This window comes from Streptomyces sp. NRRL S-495 (assembly GCF_000966955.1).
GTDB classification, from domain to species: Bacteria; Actinomycetota; Actinomycetes; order Streptomycetales; family Streptomycetaceae; genus Kitasatospora; species Kitasatospora purpeofusca.
On record NZ_JZWY01000057.1, the window covers coordinates 18,180 to 31,834 of the forward strand.

At 74.0% G+C, this 13,655-nt stretch carries 12 protein-coding genes and 2 pseudogenes; 11 read left to right on the forward strand and 3 right to left on the reverse strand.

What is annotated here, in order from left to right; all coding sequences use genetic code 11:
• The first annotated feature begins 11 nt into the window (after positions 1-11).
• The 7 genes from pyrF to VR45_RS04420 all read left to right on the forward strand — a co-directional run bounded on the left by pyrF (position 12) and on the right by VR45_RS04420 (position 7,592).
• Positions 12-845: an orotidine-5'-phosphate decarboxylase gene (gene pyrF, locus VR45_RS04390; RefSeq protein ID WP_045938340.1), complete on the forward strand. Its 834-nt coding sequence runs from the start codon at positions 12-14 to the stop codon at positions 843-845.
• Positions 846-1,204: 359 nt separating this feature from the next.
• A complete protein-coding gene (gene mihF / locus VR45_RS04395) occupies positions 1,205-1,531 on the forward strand; it encodes an integration host factor, actinobacterial type (RefSeq protein WP_030056187.1) in 327 nt (108 codons plus the stop codon).
• Between the two features lie 49 nt (positions 1,532-1,580).
• Positions 1,581-2,138 carry a guanylate kinase gene (gene gmk, locus VR45_RS04400; protein WP_043471804.1) on the forward strand — a complete coding sequence of 186 codons (558 nt, stop codon included), beginning with the start codon at positions 1,581-1,583 and terminating at the stop codon, positions 2,136-2,138.
• Positions 2,139-2,177: 39 nt separating this feature from the next.
• Complete coding sequence (gene rpoZ / locus VR45_RS04405) at positions 2,178-2,444, forward strand: DNA-directed RNA polymerase subunit omega (protein ID WP_030240625.1); 267 nt, start codon at positions 2,178-2,180, stop codon at positions 2,442-2,444.
• Between the two features lie 268 nt (positions 2,445-2,712).
• Positions 2,713-3,948, forward strand: a complete 1,236-nt coding sequence (coaBC, locus tag VR45_RS04410) for a bifunctional phosphopantothenoylcysteine decarboxylase/phosphopantothenate--cysteine ligase CoaBC (protein WP_045938341.1) — start codon at positions 2,713-2,715, stop codon at positions 3,946-3,948.
• A gap of 152 nt (positions 3,949-4,100) precedes the next feature.
• Positions 4,101-5,309 carry a methionine adenosyltransferase gene (metK, locus tag VR45_RS04415; RefSeq protein WP_043471798.1) on the forward strand — a complete coding sequence of 403 codons (1,209 nt, stop codon included), beginning with the start codon at positions 4,101-4,103 and terminating at the stop codon, positions 5,307-5,309.
• A 123-nt stretch (positions 5,310-5,432) separates the two neighbouring features.
• Positions 5,433-7,592, forward strand: coding sequence for a primosomal protein N' (locus VR45_RS04420; protein ID WP_107084098.1), 2,160 nt, complete (start codon positions 5,433-5,435; stop codon positions 7,590-7,592).
• A gap of 497 nt (positions 7,593-8,089) precedes the next feature.
• Here the strand turns inward: VR45_RS04420 and VR45_RS04425 are convergent.
• A pseudogene (locus tag VR45_RS04425) lies at positions 8,090-8,434 on the reverse strand (hypothetical protein); the annotation flags it as partial.
• Positions 8,435-8,676: 242 nt separating this feature from the next.
• Between VR45_RS04425 and def the strand changes: the two are divergent.
• From def to VR45_RS48340, 4 genes and pseudogenes are all read left to right on the forward strand, one after another.
• Positions 8,677-9,222 (forward strand): peptide deformylase, encoded by a 546-nt coding sequence (gene def, locus VR45_RS04430; RefSeq protein ID WP_045938342.1) that lies wholly within the window; start codon positions 8,677-8,679, stop codon positions 9,220-9,222.
• Between the two features lie 67 nt (positions 9,223-9,289).
• Positions 9,290-10,243, forward strand: a complete 954-nt coding sequence (gene fmt / locus VR45_RS04435) for a methionyl-tRNA formyltransferase (RefSeq protein ID WP_045938343.1) — start codon at positions 9,290-9,292, stop codon at positions 10,241-10,243.
• A gap of 210 nt (positions 10,244-10,453) precedes the next feature.
• On the forward strand, positions 10,454-11,920 hold the full coding sequence (locus VR45_RS04440) for a transcription antitermination factor NusB (RefSeq protein WP_045938344.1): 1,467 nt from the start codon (positions 10,454-10,456) through the stop codon (positions 11,918-11,920).
• A gap of 115 nt (positions 11,921-12,035) precedes the next feature.
• Positions 12,036-12,152 (forward strand): annotated as a pseudogene (locus tag VR45_RS48340) (IS5/IS1182 family transposase); the annotation flags it as partial.
• Positions 12,153-12,302: 150 nt separating this feature from the next.
• On the opposite strand, the gene VR45_RS04445 reads toward VR45_RS48340, so the two are convergent.
• Together VR45_RS04445 and VR45_RS04450 are read right to left on the reverse strand one after the other, a co-directional pair.
• Positions 12,303-12,959 (reverse strand): response regulator transcription factor, encoded by a 657-nt coding sequence (locus VR45_RS04445; RefSeq protein ID WP_045938345.1) that lies wholly within the window; start codon positions 12,957-12,959, stop codon positions 12,303-12,305.
• Positions 12,956-13,655 (reverse strand): histidine kinase (locus VR45_RS04450; RefSeq protein ID WP_045938346.1); only part of this gene is annotated, 700 nt, incomplete at its 5' end. The genes VR45_RS04450 and VR45_RS04445, both read right to left, overlap by 4 nt.

Below are 13,655 nucleotides of genomic sequence, written 5' to 3' on the forward strand. Positions count from 1 at the left end.
GGAAGGACGTCATGACCCTCGCCCCCTTCGGCGCCCGGCTGCGCCACGCCCTCGACACCCGCGGCCAGCTCTGCGTGGGCATCGACCCGCACGCCTCCCTGCTCGCCGCCTGGGGCCTGGAGGACACCGTCGCGGGCCTGGAGACCTTCAGCCGCACCGTGGTCGAGGCGCTGGCCGACCGGGTGGCCGTGCTCAAGCCGCAGGCCGCGTTCTACGAGCGCTTCGGCTCCCGGGGCGTCGCGGTCCTGGAGCGGTCGGTCGAGGAGGCCAGGGCGGCCGGCGCGCTCGTCCTGATGGACGCCAAGCGCGGCGACATCGGCTCCACCATGGCCGCCTACGCGGAGGCCTTCCTGGCGCCCGGCAGCCCGCTCTTCTCGGACGCCGTCACGGTCAGCCCCTACCTGGGCTTCGGCTCGCTGCGCCCGGCGCTGGACCTGGCGAAGGAGAGCGGCGCGGGCGTGTTCGCGCTGGCGCTCACCTCCAACCCGGAGGGCGCGGAGGTGCAGCGCGCGATCGGCGCCGACGGCGAGCCGGTCGCCGCCTCGGTGCTGCGCCAGCTGGCCGAGGAGAACGCCGGGGCCGAGCCGCTGGGCTCCTTCGGCGCGGTGGTCGGCGCCACCCTGGCCGACGCCGGGGTGGACCTGGCGATCAACGGCCCGCTGCTGGCCCCCGGCATCGGGGCGCAGGGCGCGACCATGGCGGACCTGCCGCGGGTGTTCGGCGCCTCGGTGCGCAATGTCGTCCCGAGCGTCAGCCGGGACGTGCTCAAGCACGGGCCCTCGGTGGCGGCACTGCGTTCGGCTGCGGACCGTTTTGTCCAGGAGTACGCCGAGGCGGTCAAGTAGCGGACGGCATGGCGGGGTTCGCCCCGGAGGACGCTCCGCAGCACCCTCGTGACGGGTTGCGACAGGGCGGGCGGGACGGCGGTCCGACGTGAGCGCCGTCACATCGGCGCCGCCAAAGCTTCGCAATCATGGTCATTTTGCCCTGGAAAGTCCTGGTCGGCCTTGGCTGACCAGGACTTTTCGTGTTCTTTTCCTGACGCGGCGCCGCAATCCGGGTAGTGTCCGGCGATAGGTCATCGAAGAGCCGCGAATACTGCTGCTCTCGCAGGTCAGGGGCGGCGCGTCGCTCTCTGGCCGGTGTCCTGGGAACCACAACAGTCCTAGTTCAATCCCTTCCATCCACACCTGAGGTGAACGGCGTGGCTCTTCCGCCCCTTACCCCTGAACAGCGCACCGCCGCGCTCGCGAAGGCCGCCGAGGCTCGCCGGGAGCGCGCCGAGGTCAAGAACCGGCTCAAGCACTCCGGCGCCTCCCTGCACGAGGTGATCAAGGCCGGCAAGGCCGACAACGACGTGATCGGCAAGATGAAGGTCTCCGCTCTGCTGGAGTCCCTGCCGGGCGTGGGCAAGGTCCGTGCCAAGCAGATCATGGAGCGGCTCGGCATCTCCGAGAGCCGCCGTGTCCGTGGTCTCGGAACGAACCAGATCGCCTCCCTGGAGCGGGAGTTCGGCGGCGGTGCCGCCTGACCGTGCCCCCGTGGTCCCAGGATCGCCCGCGATCCGGGATAATCGGTGCATGAGTGAGCGTCCGCGGCTGACCGTGCTCTCCGGCCCCTCGGGGGTCGGCAAGAGCACGGTCGTCGCTCATATGAGGAAGCAGCACCCCGAAGTCTGGCTCTCGGTGTCGGCGACGACCCGCCACCCGAGGCCGGGCGAGCAGCACGGGGTCCAGTACCACTTCGTCGACAACGACGAGTTCGACAAGCTGATCGCCAACGGTGAGCTGCTGGAGTGGGCCGTGTTCGCGGGCAACCGCTACGGCACCCCCCGGGCGGCGGTCCAGGAGAAGCTGGAGCGCGGCGAGCCCGTGCTGCTGGAGATCGACCTGCAGGGTGCCCGTCAGGTGCGCGAGTCCATGCCCGAGGCGCAGCTGGTCTTCCTGGCTCCGCCGAGCTGGGACGAGCTGGTCCGCCGGCTCACCGGCCGGGGCACCGAGCCGCAGGACGTGATCGAGAAGCGGCTGGAGGCGGCCAAGATCGAACTGGCGGCCGAGCCGGAGTTCGACACCACCCTGGTCAACACCTCCGTCGAGCAGGTCGCCACTGAACTGCTAGCCTTGCTCGGTGTAGGCTGACCTGTTGTCTTTTTTTCCACCCTTTCGGAAGGTTTTCGCGTGTCCTCTTCCATGACCGCGCCCGAGGGCATCATCAACCCGCCGATCGACGAGCTGCTTGAGGCCACCGACTCCAAGTACAGCCTGGTCATCTACGCGGCCAAGCGTGCGCGTCAGATCAACGCGTACTACTCCCAGCTCGGCGAGGGCCTGCTGGAGTACGTCGGCCCGCTGGTCGACACCCACGTGCACGAGAAGCCGCTGTCGATCGCGCTGCGCGAGATCAACGCCGGCATGCTGACGGCCGAGGCGATCGAGGCCGCCTGAGGCGTCACCGCGTCTGCGGAAGGGCCCGTCGGAGTTCGCTCCGACGGGCCCTCCGTCTTTTCCGGTGCGGCCGCTTCCGGTGCGGTTGCTTCTGGTGCTGCCGCTTCCGGTGCTGCCGCTTCCGACGGTGCCGTGCTTTCGTGGTGCGGCCGGGCGGGGTGCCGCTGTGCGGGTGATCGTCGGCGGGCCGTAGGGTTGGCGGGCATCCGGGAATCCGGGCGTCAGGGAAATCCGGGCGTCCGGGACCGCCACGAGGAGAGCAGGCGACATGAGCGGCAGCACGGAGCGGACGGGCGCACCGCGCGTCGTCCTCGGCGTCAGCGGCGGCATCGCCGCGTACAAGGCGTGCGAGCTGCTGCGGCGGTTCACCGAGTCCGGCCACCAGGTCACCGTGGTGCCCACCGCGGCGGCGCTGCACTTCGTCGGCGAGGCGACCTGGGCGGCCCTCTCCGGCCGTCCCGCGGCCACCGAGACCTGGGAGAACGTGCACGAGGTCCCGCACGTGCGGATCGGGCAGAACGCCGACCTGGTCGTGGTCGCCCCGGCCACCGCCGACCTGATGGCCAAGGCGGCCCACGGCCTCGCCGACGACCTGCTCACCAACACCCTGCTCACCGCCCGCTGCCCGGTGGTGCTGGCGCCCGCGATGCACACCGAGATGTGGGAGCACCCCGCCACCCGGGAGAACGTCGCCACGCTTCGCCGCCGGGGCGTGATCGTGCTGGAGCCCGCCAGCGGGCGGCTGACCGGCAAGGACACCGGCAAGGGGCGGCTGCCCGAGCCGTCCGCGATCTTCGACGCCTGCCGGGCCGTGCTCCGCTACGGCGGCGAGCGGGCCGACCTGGCCGGCCGCCACGTGGTGGTCTCGGCCGGCGGCACCCGCGAGCCGCTCGACCCGGTCCGCTTCCTCGGCAACCGCTCCTCCGGCAAGCAGGGCTACGCGCTCGCCGCGACCGCCGCCGCCCGCGGTGCCCGTGTGACGTTGATCTCGGCCAACGCGGGACTGCCCGATCCGGCCGGGGTGGATGTGGTCCGGGTGGCCACCGCGCTGGAACTGCGCGAGGCGGCGCTGAAGGCCGCCGAGGACGCGGACGCCGTGGTCATGGCCGCGGCGGTGGCCGACTTCCGGCCCGCGGCCTATGCCGCCGGCAAGATCAAGAAGGTCGAGGGCGTCGAACCGGAGCCGGTCGCGCTCGTCCGCAACCCCGATGTGCTCGCCGAGCTCTCCGCCCACCGCACCCGTTCGGGCCAACTCGTGGTGGGATTCGCGGCCGAGACCGACAACGTCCTCGCCAATGGCCGGGCCAAGCTCGCGCGCAAGGGCTGCGACCTGCTGGTGGTCAACGAGGTGGGGGACGGAAAGGCTTTCGGGCAGGACGTCAACGAGGCCGTGGTACTGGGCGCCGACGGCACCGAGACCCCCGTTCCGGTGGGCCCGAAGGAGGCTCTCGCGGACGTCGTCTGGGACCTGGTCGCGGAACGGCTAGATCTGCGCGCCCATTGATCTCGAGGGGTGGGCAGACGGTCTTCGATTCCGGAATCACGTGACGTTTCTCGGAAGCTGACCGTTACACTCCAGGAATCAAGTCTTTCCGGAAGTCCCCGGTTCCGACCGGGGCCTTTCAGTCAGCAGCCGCTGCAACCCCAGGGAGCGCTGTGTCTCGCCGCCTGTTCACCTCGGAGTCCGTGACCGAGGGACACCCCGACAAGATCGCTGACCAGATCAGCGACACCATTCTTGACGCTCTCCTCCGTGAGGACCCGACTTCCCGGGTCGCGGTGGAGACGCTGATCACCACCGGCCAGGTGCACGTGGCCGGCGAGGTGACCACGAAGGCTTACGCGCCGATCGCGCAGCTCGTCCGGGACAAGATCCTGGAGATCGGCTACGACAGCTCCAAGAAGGGCTTCGACGGCGCCTCCTGCGGCGTTTCCGTCTCGATCGGCGCGCAGTCGCCGGACATCGCCCAGGGCGTCGACACCGCGTACGAGGCCCGGGTCGAGGGTGACGAGGACGATCTGGACCGGCAGGGCGCCGGCGACCAGGGCCTGATGTTCGGCTACGCGTCCGACGAGACGCCCGAGCTCATGCCGCTGCCGATCACGCTGGCCCACCGGCTCTCGCGCCGCCTCACCGAGGTGCGCAAGAACGGGACCATCCCCTACCTGCGCCCCGACGGCAAGACCCAGGTCACCATCGAGTACGACGGCGACAAGGCCGTCCGCCTCGACACCGTGGTGGTCTCCACCCAGCACGCGAGCGACATCGACCTGGAGTCGCTGCTCACCCCGGACGTCCGCGAGTTCGTCGTGGAGCCGGAGCTGAAGGCGCTCGCCGAGCAGGGCATCAAGCTGGTCACCGAGGGCTACCGGCTGCTGGTCAACCCGACCGGCCGGTTCGAGATCGGCGGCCCGATGGGCGACGCCGGCCTCACCGGTCGCAAGATCATCATCGACACCTACGGCGGCATGGCCCGGCACGGCGGCGGCGCCTTCTCGGGCAAGGACCCGTCCAAGGTGGACCGCTCGGCCGCGTACGCGATGCGCTGGGTGGCGAAGAACATCGTCGCCGCCGGCCTCGCCCGCCGCGCCGAGGTGCAGGTCGCGTACGCGATCGGCAAGGCCGAGCCGGTCGGCCTGTTCGTGGAGACCTTCGGCACCGAGACCGTGCCGGTCCTCGCGATCCAGAAGGCCGTCACCGAGGTGTTCGACCTGCGTCCGGCCGCGATCATCCGCGACCTGGACCTGCTGCGCCCGATCTACTCGCAGACCGCCGCGTACGGCCACTTCGGCCGTGAGCTGCCGGACTTCACCTGGGAGCGGACCGACCGGGTGGAGCAGCTGAAGAAGGCCGTCGAGGCCTGATCGGCTCATAGGATCGTTTGACGGCAGGTGGTGGCCGCCCGGCACTCCGGGCGGCCACCACCTGCCGTTTTGTCGGTGGACCTGCTGCTGTTCTGTCGGTGGGACCTGGTAGGACTGGGTGCGATGAGCAGCAGGCAGGGGAGTGGCGAGGACGGCGGGGTGGCGGGCGAGGAGGTCGAGGAGGTCGAAGGCGCGGGGGCGGTGAGCGAGGACACCGGGGACGGCGGGGCGCCGGAGCAGCTGGCGTTCATCCGGGAGACGGTCCGGCGGGCCAAGCCGCGCAGCTGGCGCGGTGCCAAGCGGGCCGAGCACCTGCCGGTCGCCCGGGTGGTCGTCGACAAGGGCGTGCTCACCATCGACAAGTTCTTCGACTACGAAGTGCCCGCCGCGATGGCGGAGGAGGCCCAACCCGGTGTGCGGGTCCGGGTCCGCTTCGGCGCGCGGGTGGTCAAGGGCCAGCGCGAGGGCGGGGAACTCCACGACGGATTCATTGTCGCCCGGTTGGAGAAGAGCGACTTCTCCGGGCCGCTGGCCCCGCTCGCGCAGGTCCTCTCGCCCGAACCGGTGCTCACCCCGCAGCTGCTCCGGCTCTGCCGCACCGTCGCGGACCGGTACGCCGGAACCCTCGCCGACGTGCTGCAGCTCGCCGTGCCGCCCCGGCACGCCAAGGCGGAGGCCGAGCCCTCGCCGCCGCCGTTGCCCCGCCCGGAGGCGCCCGCGCCCGGCGGCTGGTCCCGCTACCCGGCCGGGCCGGACTTCCTGGCCTCGCTGGCCGGCGGCGGGGCACCGCGCGCGGTCTGGACGGCCCTGCCCGGCCCCGGCTGGCCGTACGAGATCGCCCGGGCCGTCGCGGCCACCCTGGCGAGCGGGCGGGGCGCACTGGTCGTGGCGCCCGACGGCCGTTCGGTGGCCAGGGTCGACCGGGCGCTGACCGAACTGCTCGGCGAGGGCCGGCACGCCGTCTTGGCCGCCGACCTCGGCCCGCGCGAGCGCTACCGGCGCTGGCTCACGGTCAGCCGGGGCTCGGTGCGCGCGGCCGTCGGCACCCGGGCGGCGATGTTCGCGCCCGTGCACGACCTCGGGCTCGTGGTCGTCTGGTCCGACGGCGACTCCAGCCACTGCGACCCGCGCGCCCCGCACCCGCACGTGCGCGAGGTCGCCCTGCTGCGCGCGGCCGAGGAGGGCGCGGCGGTGCTGCTCGGCGGGCACGTGGTCACCGTCGAGGGTGCCCAGCTGGTGCGGACCGGCTGGGCCAGGGCGCTGACCGCCGACCGGGAGACCGTCCGCCGGACCGCGCCCCGGGTCCGCACCGTCACCGACCTCGACCAGCACCGGGACGCCGCCGCGCAGGCCGCCCGGCTGCCCTCGATCGCCTGGGAGGCCGCCCGCGAGGGCCTGGCCGCCGGTGGTCCGGTGCTCATCCAGGTGCCCCGGCGCGGCTACGTGCCCCGGCTGGCGTGCGGGCGCTGCCGCACGCCCGCCCGCTGCCGGCGCTGCGAGGGCCCGCTGGAGGCGGCCGGGGCCGACGCGCCCCTGAACTGCGGATGGTGCGGTGAGGAGGAGCGGGACTGGCACTGCCCGGAGTGCGGGTCGTTCCGGCTGCGGGCGCAGGTGGTGGGTGCCCGGCGGACGGCCGAGGAGCTCGGCAAGGCGTTCCCCAGGGTCCCGGTGCGGACTTCCGGGCGGGACGCGGTGCTGGCCACCGTGCCGGACGAGCCGGCGCTGGTGATCTCCACGCCCGGGGCCGAGCCGGTCGTCGAGAGCGGCGGCGGGTACGCGGCGGCGCTGCTGCTGGACGGCTGGGCGCTGCTCGGCCGCCCCGACCTGCGGGCCGGGGAGGAGGCGCTGCGGCTCTGGGTGGCCGCCGCCGCGCTGGTCCGGCCGGCCGGGGAGGGCGGGACGGTGGTCGTGGTCGCCGAGCCGACCGCGCGGGCGGTGCAGGCGCTGGTGCGCTGGGACCCGCTCGGGCACGCCGGGTTCGAGCTGGACGAGCGGGCGCAGCTGCACTTCCCGCCGGTGGCCCGGATGGCCTCGGTGACCGGGAGCCCGGCGGCGGTGGCGGACCTGTTGAACCTGGTCCGGCTGCCGCAGGACGCGGACGTGCTCGGGCCGGTGCCGGTGGCGGCGCTGCGGGGGGAGGAGCAGGAGCGTGCGCTGCTGCGGGTGCCGCCCGGGCAGGGGGCCGCGTTGGCGGCGGCGCTGAAGGCGGCGCAGATCGCGCGGATCGCGTTGCGGACGCCGGAGGTGGTGAAGGTGCGGATCGATCCGACGGACATCGGCTGAGGGGGGCGGTCCGGCGGTCGGTGCTGTGTTCGGTGCCGCGTTCGGGGTTCGGTGCTGCGTTCTACGGGTGGTGCCGGACAGCGGGTGAGGGGCGCGGCGTTCGTGCGTCCGCGGCCCTCACCCGGCGTCCGGGTGGTGCGTCAGCCGCGCAGGGGGACGCCGGAGCGGTCCAGCGCGGTGCGGTCGACAGTGCTGCGGTCGACGGTGCCGCGGTCGAGCGTGCCGCGGTCCAGGGCGGTGCGGTCGAGACCGCCCTGGCGGGCGGCCGGGACGGTCGCGGCCAGGCCGGTCGGGGCGGGGGAGCGGTCGCGCTCCACCGCCGGGTGGCCCGGGACGGTGGGGCCCGGGGGGGTGTGGGCCGGCGGGTGGCCGGCCGCGGCGTGCTGCGGGGTGTGGGTCGCGGGGTGCGGCGCGGAGTGGCCGGAGAGCTCCTCGGAGCGGTCCGGGCGGGTCGGGTTGGGCACCGCGCCGCCCGCCGCCAGCAGCTCGCCGGTCGGGCGACGCATGCCGTAGCGGCGGTGCACCGCCTGCTTGGTCACCCCGAGGGCCGAGCCCACCGAGTCCCAGGAGAACCCCAGCGCGCGGTCGAACTCGACCGCCGCCGCCACCAGCGTCTCCACGCTCTCCCGCAGTTCCTGCGCCAGCCGCACCGTCGGCGCGGGGGCACGTCCGTACACCACGAAGCCCGCGGAGGTGCTGGGGCGACGGGGGCGGTAGACGTTGCCCAACTGGGCGGTGAGCGTCCGCAGCGCGTCGACCTGCCGCCTCACCCGCTCGATGTCCCGCACCAACAGGTGCAGGCTCGCCCGCGCCCGGGCGTCGTGGTTGATCTGCTCGGCCATGGCCTACGTGCCGCCTTCCGTACGGTTCACTCGACCGGAGCGCCCTTCCCGCGCGCTCCGGCCACGGTCAATCCCCCTTGACCAACGCCGGACCGGCCACCGGGGTCACGCAGGCGGGGTGAGCGGGATATGCCAGAACCTCGTGCGGGCGGATTGCATAGACTTGCCGACGGCCGCGCGCACCCTGCCCGGCCCGCCCGTTCCCAGCAGCCGGCACCCCGACGGACAAGGAGCCCGTGCCCGTGGCGATCCAGCCGATCCGAATCTTCGGAGACCCTGTCCTGCGCGCCACCGCCCAGCCCGTCACCACCTTCGACAAGGAACTCCGCACCCTGGTCGGGGACCTCACCGAGACCATGCTCGACGCCCCCGGCGCGGGTCTGGCCGCGCCTCAACTCGGCATCTCGCTGCGGGTGTTCACCTACCACGTGGACGGCGTCACCGGGCATCTGATCAACCCCGACCTGTCGCTCAGCGAGGAGGAGCAGGAGGGCCCCGAGGGCTGTCTCTCGCTCCCCGGCCTGCGCTACGACACCCGGCGCGCGTACGGGGTGGTCGCCCGCGGCTTCAACATGTACGGCGACCCGGTCACCGTCGAGGGCACCCAGTTGCTGGCCCGCTGCATCCAGCACGAGACCGACCACTTGGACGGCATCGTCTTCATCGACCGCCTCGACCCGGAGCAGCGGAAGGCCGCGCTCAGGGCGATCCGGGAGACGGACTGGGGCTCCGGTCCGGTGCCGGTGGTCAAGGTCTCCCCGCACAACACCTTCGGCGCGGCGCGCTGAGCGCCGGCCCGGCTGTCCCTCCTCCGTTCCTGAACTACGTCAACTCAGCACTGCAGAAAGGCACTTGATGCGCCTCGTGTTCGCCGGCACCCCCGAGGTCGCCGTTCCCGCCCTGGACGCCCTGCTCGCCTCCGACCGGCACGAGGTCGTCGCGGTGGTCACCCGCCCCGACGCCCCCTCCGGCCGGGGCCGCAAGCTCGTCGCCAGCCCCGTCGCCCAGCGCGCCGAGGAGGCCGGGATCGAGATCGAGGTCCTCAAGCCGGCGAAGCCGAGCGACCCCGACTTCGTCGCCCGGCTCACCGAGCTCGCGCCCGACTGCTGCCCGGTCGTCGCCTACGGCGCCCTGCTGCGCCCCGGCACCCTGGAGATCCCGAAGCACGGCTGGGTCAACCTGCACTTCTCGCTGCTCCCCGCCTGGCGCGGCGCCGCGCCCGTCCAGCACGCGGTGATGGCCGGCGACGAGGTCACCGGCGCGTCCACCTTCCTGATCGAGCAGGGCCTGGACTCCGGGCCGGTCTACGGCGTGATCACCGAGGAGGTCCGCCCCGCCGACACCAGCGGCGACCTGCTCGGCCGGCTCGCGCACTCGGGTGCCCGGCTGCTCGCCGCCACCATGGACGGCATCGCCGACGGCAGCCTGCACGCCGTCCCGCAGCCCGCCGAGGGCATCACCCTCGCCCCGAAGATCACCGTCGAGGACGCCCGGATCGACTGGACCGCGCCCGCGCTGCGGGTCGACCGGGTGGTGCGCGGCTGCGCCCCCGCGCCCGGCGCGTGGACCGAGTTCCGCGGCGAGCGGCTCAAGGTCACCGGCCCGGTCACCCTGGTGCCGGCCTCCGCCGAGCTCGCCCCGGGCGAGCTGGCGGTCGGCAAGAACAGCGTCCGGGTCGGCACCGGCAGCCACGAGGTCGAGCTGGGCGAGGTGCGGCCGCAGGGCAAGAAGGCCATGCGGGCGGCGGACTGGGCGCGCGGCGCGCGGATCGAGTCCGGCGAGCGGCTGGGTGAGCGCACCGCGGAATGAGCCGGGCCGGGCGGGTCGGCGTGCACTTTGCAAAGTGTGCGAGAACTTTGCAAAGTGCACTTTGCAAAGTGTGCGCCGACGCCCGGAGCGCGGACACCCGGACATCCCTGGCGAGGGCGTCCGGAACGGCACGAGCTGAGCCGGTTCGGGTTTCGCGTTACTGTTCGAGAGATCACGACATAACCTCCGTAGCACCTTGAGGCACATCCCATGAGCACGACCAGCAGCAATTCCGGCACCACCTCCGGCGCGTCCGGTGGAAAGCGCGCCCCGCGCCCGCACCGGCGCCCGAAGAAGGACCCCGCCCGGATCGTCGCCTTCCGCGCCCTGCGGGCCGTCGACGAGCGCGACGCCTACGCCAACCTGATCCTGCCCTCGCTGCTCCGCGAGGCCGAGCAGAAGGGCATGGACCGGCGCGACGCGGCACTCGCCACCGAGCTGGTCTACGGCACCCTCCGGCTCCAGGGCACCTACGACGCGGTCATCGCCGCCTGCATCGACCGTCCGCTCAGCAAGGTCGACCCGCCGGTCCTCGACGTCCTCTCGCTCGGCGCCCACCAGCTGCTGACCACCCGCATCCCCAGCCACGCCGCCGTCTCGGCCACCGTCGAACTCGCCCGGGCGGTGCTCGGCGACGGCAAGGCCAAGTTCGTCAACGCCGTGCTGCGCCGGATCAGCGCCCACGACCTGGACACCTGGCTGGAGCAGGTCGCTCCGCCGTACGACAAGGACGCCGAGGACCACCTCGCCGTCGTGCACTCCCACCCGCGCTGGGTGGTCGCCGCCCTGTGGGACTCGCTCGGCCGCTGGCAGCCCGGCGCCGCCGGGCGCGAGGCGATGGAGGAGCTGCTCCGCGCCGACAACGAGCGCCCCGAGGTCACCCTGGTGGCCCGGCCCGGGCGGATCGCCGTCGGCGAGCTGGCCGAGACCCTGCCGGAGGCCGAGCCGGGCCGCTGGTCCCCGTTCGCGCTGCGGCTCGCCGAGGGCGGCGACCCGGGCTCGCTCGCAGCCGTGCAGGACAACCGGGCCGGCGTCCAGGACGAGGGCAGCCAGCTGGTCGCCCTCGCCCTCGCCGCCGCGCCGCTGGACGGCCCGGACCGGCTGTGGCTCGACGGCTGCGCCGGCCCCGGCGGCAAGGCCGCGCTGCTCGCCGCGCTCGCCGCGGAGCGCGGGGCCGCGCTGGTCGCCAGCGAGAAGCAGCCGCACCGGGCCCGGCTGGTCGCCCGCGCCCTGGCCGGCAACCCCGGCCCGTACACCGTGATCGCCGCCGACGGCACCAAGCCGGCCTGGAAGTCCGGCGGCTTCGACCGGGTGCTCGTCGACGTCCCGTGCTCCGGCCTCGGCGCCCTGCGCCGCCGGCCGGAGGCCCGCTGGCGTCGCCGTCCGGCGGACGTCGCCGCCTTCGGGCCGCTCCAGCGCGACCTGCTGCGCTCGGCCGTCGAGGCCACCCGGATCGGCGGCGTGGTCGGCTACGCCACCTGCTCGCCGCACCTCGCGGAGACCAGGGCGGTCGTCGACGACGTGCTGCGGGACGAGGGCGGCCGGGTCGAGTGGATCGACGCCCGCCCGCTGCTGCCCGGCGTGCCGGCCCTCGGCGACGGCCCCGACGTGCAGCTCTGGCCCCACCTGCACGGGACGGACGCGATGTACCTGGCCCTGCTGCGCCGCACGGCGTAGGGGTTGTCGGACAACCCCTGAAGCTTGTTGCAGAAGTGTGGGTGGGGGCAGATCGGTGTTCGGCGTTGTCCTTCTCCTGGGTCCGTAGGAGGAGGCGGCCGACGCCCGCTGGGCCCTGGTCGAACCCACCCTCACCGCCTGGCGCTACTTCCCGCACGACTACCCGCCGCACCGGACCGTCTGCGCCTACTTCGCCCGCCGGCAGCGCGACGGGGTGTTCGAGCAGCTCAACGGCCTCCTGGGGTGGGCAAGCAGCAGACGACCTGAACGCGGCCAAGGACTCCACGGGCGGCCACCAGCGCCGAGTACGCCACGGTCGAGGCCGTCTGGACCGCCGTCGACGTCGCTGAGCCGCGCGCCCCCGCCCGACGGCCGCCCGCGCCTACCCCGGCCCGACCAGCCCGCACTCGTACGCGAAGATCACCGCCTGCACCCGGTCCCGCAGACCCAGCTTGGCCATGACCCGGCCGAGATGCTTCTTCACCGTGGGCTCCGCGAGACCGAGGGCGGCGGCGAGTTCCGTGTTGGTCAGGCCGCGGGCGGCCCCCAGCAGGACCTCCCGCTCGCGCGCGGTCAGCACGCGCAGCCGCTCCGCGTCGCCCCCGGCTGCGGGGAGCCGGTGCGCGAAGCGGTCCAGCAGCCGCCGGGTCACCCGGGGGGAGACCACAGCGTCCCCCCGGGCCACGTCGCGGATCGCCCCCAGCAGTTCCTCCGGCCGGCTGTTCTTCAGCAGGAAGCCGGAGGCCCCGGCACCCAGCGCCTCGAAGGCGTACGCGTCCAGGTCGAAGGTCGTGAGCACCAGCACCCGCGTCCCGGGCGCCTCGCGCAGCAGCAGCCGGGTCGCCTCGATGCCGTCGGTTCCCGGCATCCGCACGTCCATCAGCACCACGTCCGGCCGCAGCCGCCGCGCCAGCTCCACCGCCGCCGCCCCGTCGGCCGCCTCCCCGACCGGCTCCATGTCCGGCTCGGCGCGCAGGATCATGCCGAACGCCAGCCGCAGCAGTTCCTCGTCGTCCACCAGCAGCACCCGGACGCTCACGGCGCGCCCCCGGGATCCAGCCGTACGAAGACCCGCCAGCCGTCGCCCGGCCGCGGGCCCGCCTCCAGCACCCCGCCGAAGGCCGCGGCGCGTTCCCGCATCCCCGTGAGGCCCAGCCCGGACCCGGCGGATCCCGTCCGCCCGACCCCTCCGGCCCGCCCGTCGTCGGTCACCTCGACCGTGACCGCCCCCGGCGCGCAGGACACCCGCACCTCGGCGCGCGTCCCCTGCGGCGCGTGGCGCAGGACGTTGGTCAGCGACTCCTGGACGAGCCGGTGCACTGTCAGCTGCGCCGCGGCCGGCACCCCGGCGGCCTCGCCGTCCACCCGCAGCCGGGTCACAAGGCCCGCCGCCTCCATCCGCTCGCACAGCGCCCCGAGCTGCCCGATCCCCGGCGGCGACCGCCGGTCGTCCCCTGGCCCGGCGTCGGTACCGGCGTCGGTACCGGCGTCCTGGAGCAGGCCCAGCGCCCGCCGCATGTCGGTCAGCGCCTGCCGCCCCGTCTCCGCGATCCGGGCCGTCACGGCGGAGGCGTCGGCCGGCCGCGCGTGCCCGAGCGCGTCCGCCAGCGCCACCACCACCGACAGGCCGTGCGTCACGCTGTCGTGCAACTCCCTCGCGAGCCGGGCGCGTTCCTCCTCCACCGCCCGACGCTCCCGCTCGTCGCGGTCCCGTTCCAGCCGCGCCAGCCGCTCC

Bases quoted from the DNA above. Each gene is read 5' to 3' on its own strand.
- pyrF (WP_045938340.1), top strand. From the start codon at position 12: ATGACCCTCGCCCCCTTCGGCGCCCGGCTGCGCCACGCCCTCGACACC.
- gmk (WP_043471804.1), top strand. From the start codon at position 1,581: ATGAGTGAGCGTCCGCGGCTGACCGTGCTCTCCGGCCCCTCGGGGGTC.
- coaBC (WP_045938341.1), top strand. From the start codon at position 2,713: ATGAGCGGCAGCACGGAGCGGACGGGCGCACCGCGCGTCGTCCTCGGC.
- VR45_RS04420 (WP_107084098.1), top strand. From the start codon at position 5,433: ATGAGCAGCAGGCAGGGGAGTGGCGAGGACGGCGGGGTGGCGGGCGAG.
- fmt (WP_045938343.1), top strand. From the start codon at position 9,290: ATGCGCCTCGTGTTCGCCGGCACCCCCGAGGTCGCCGTTCCCGCCCTG.
- VR45_RS04440 (WP_045938344.1), top strand. From the start codon at position 10,454: ATGAGCACGACCAGCAGCAATTCCGGCACCACCTCCGGCGCGTCCGGT.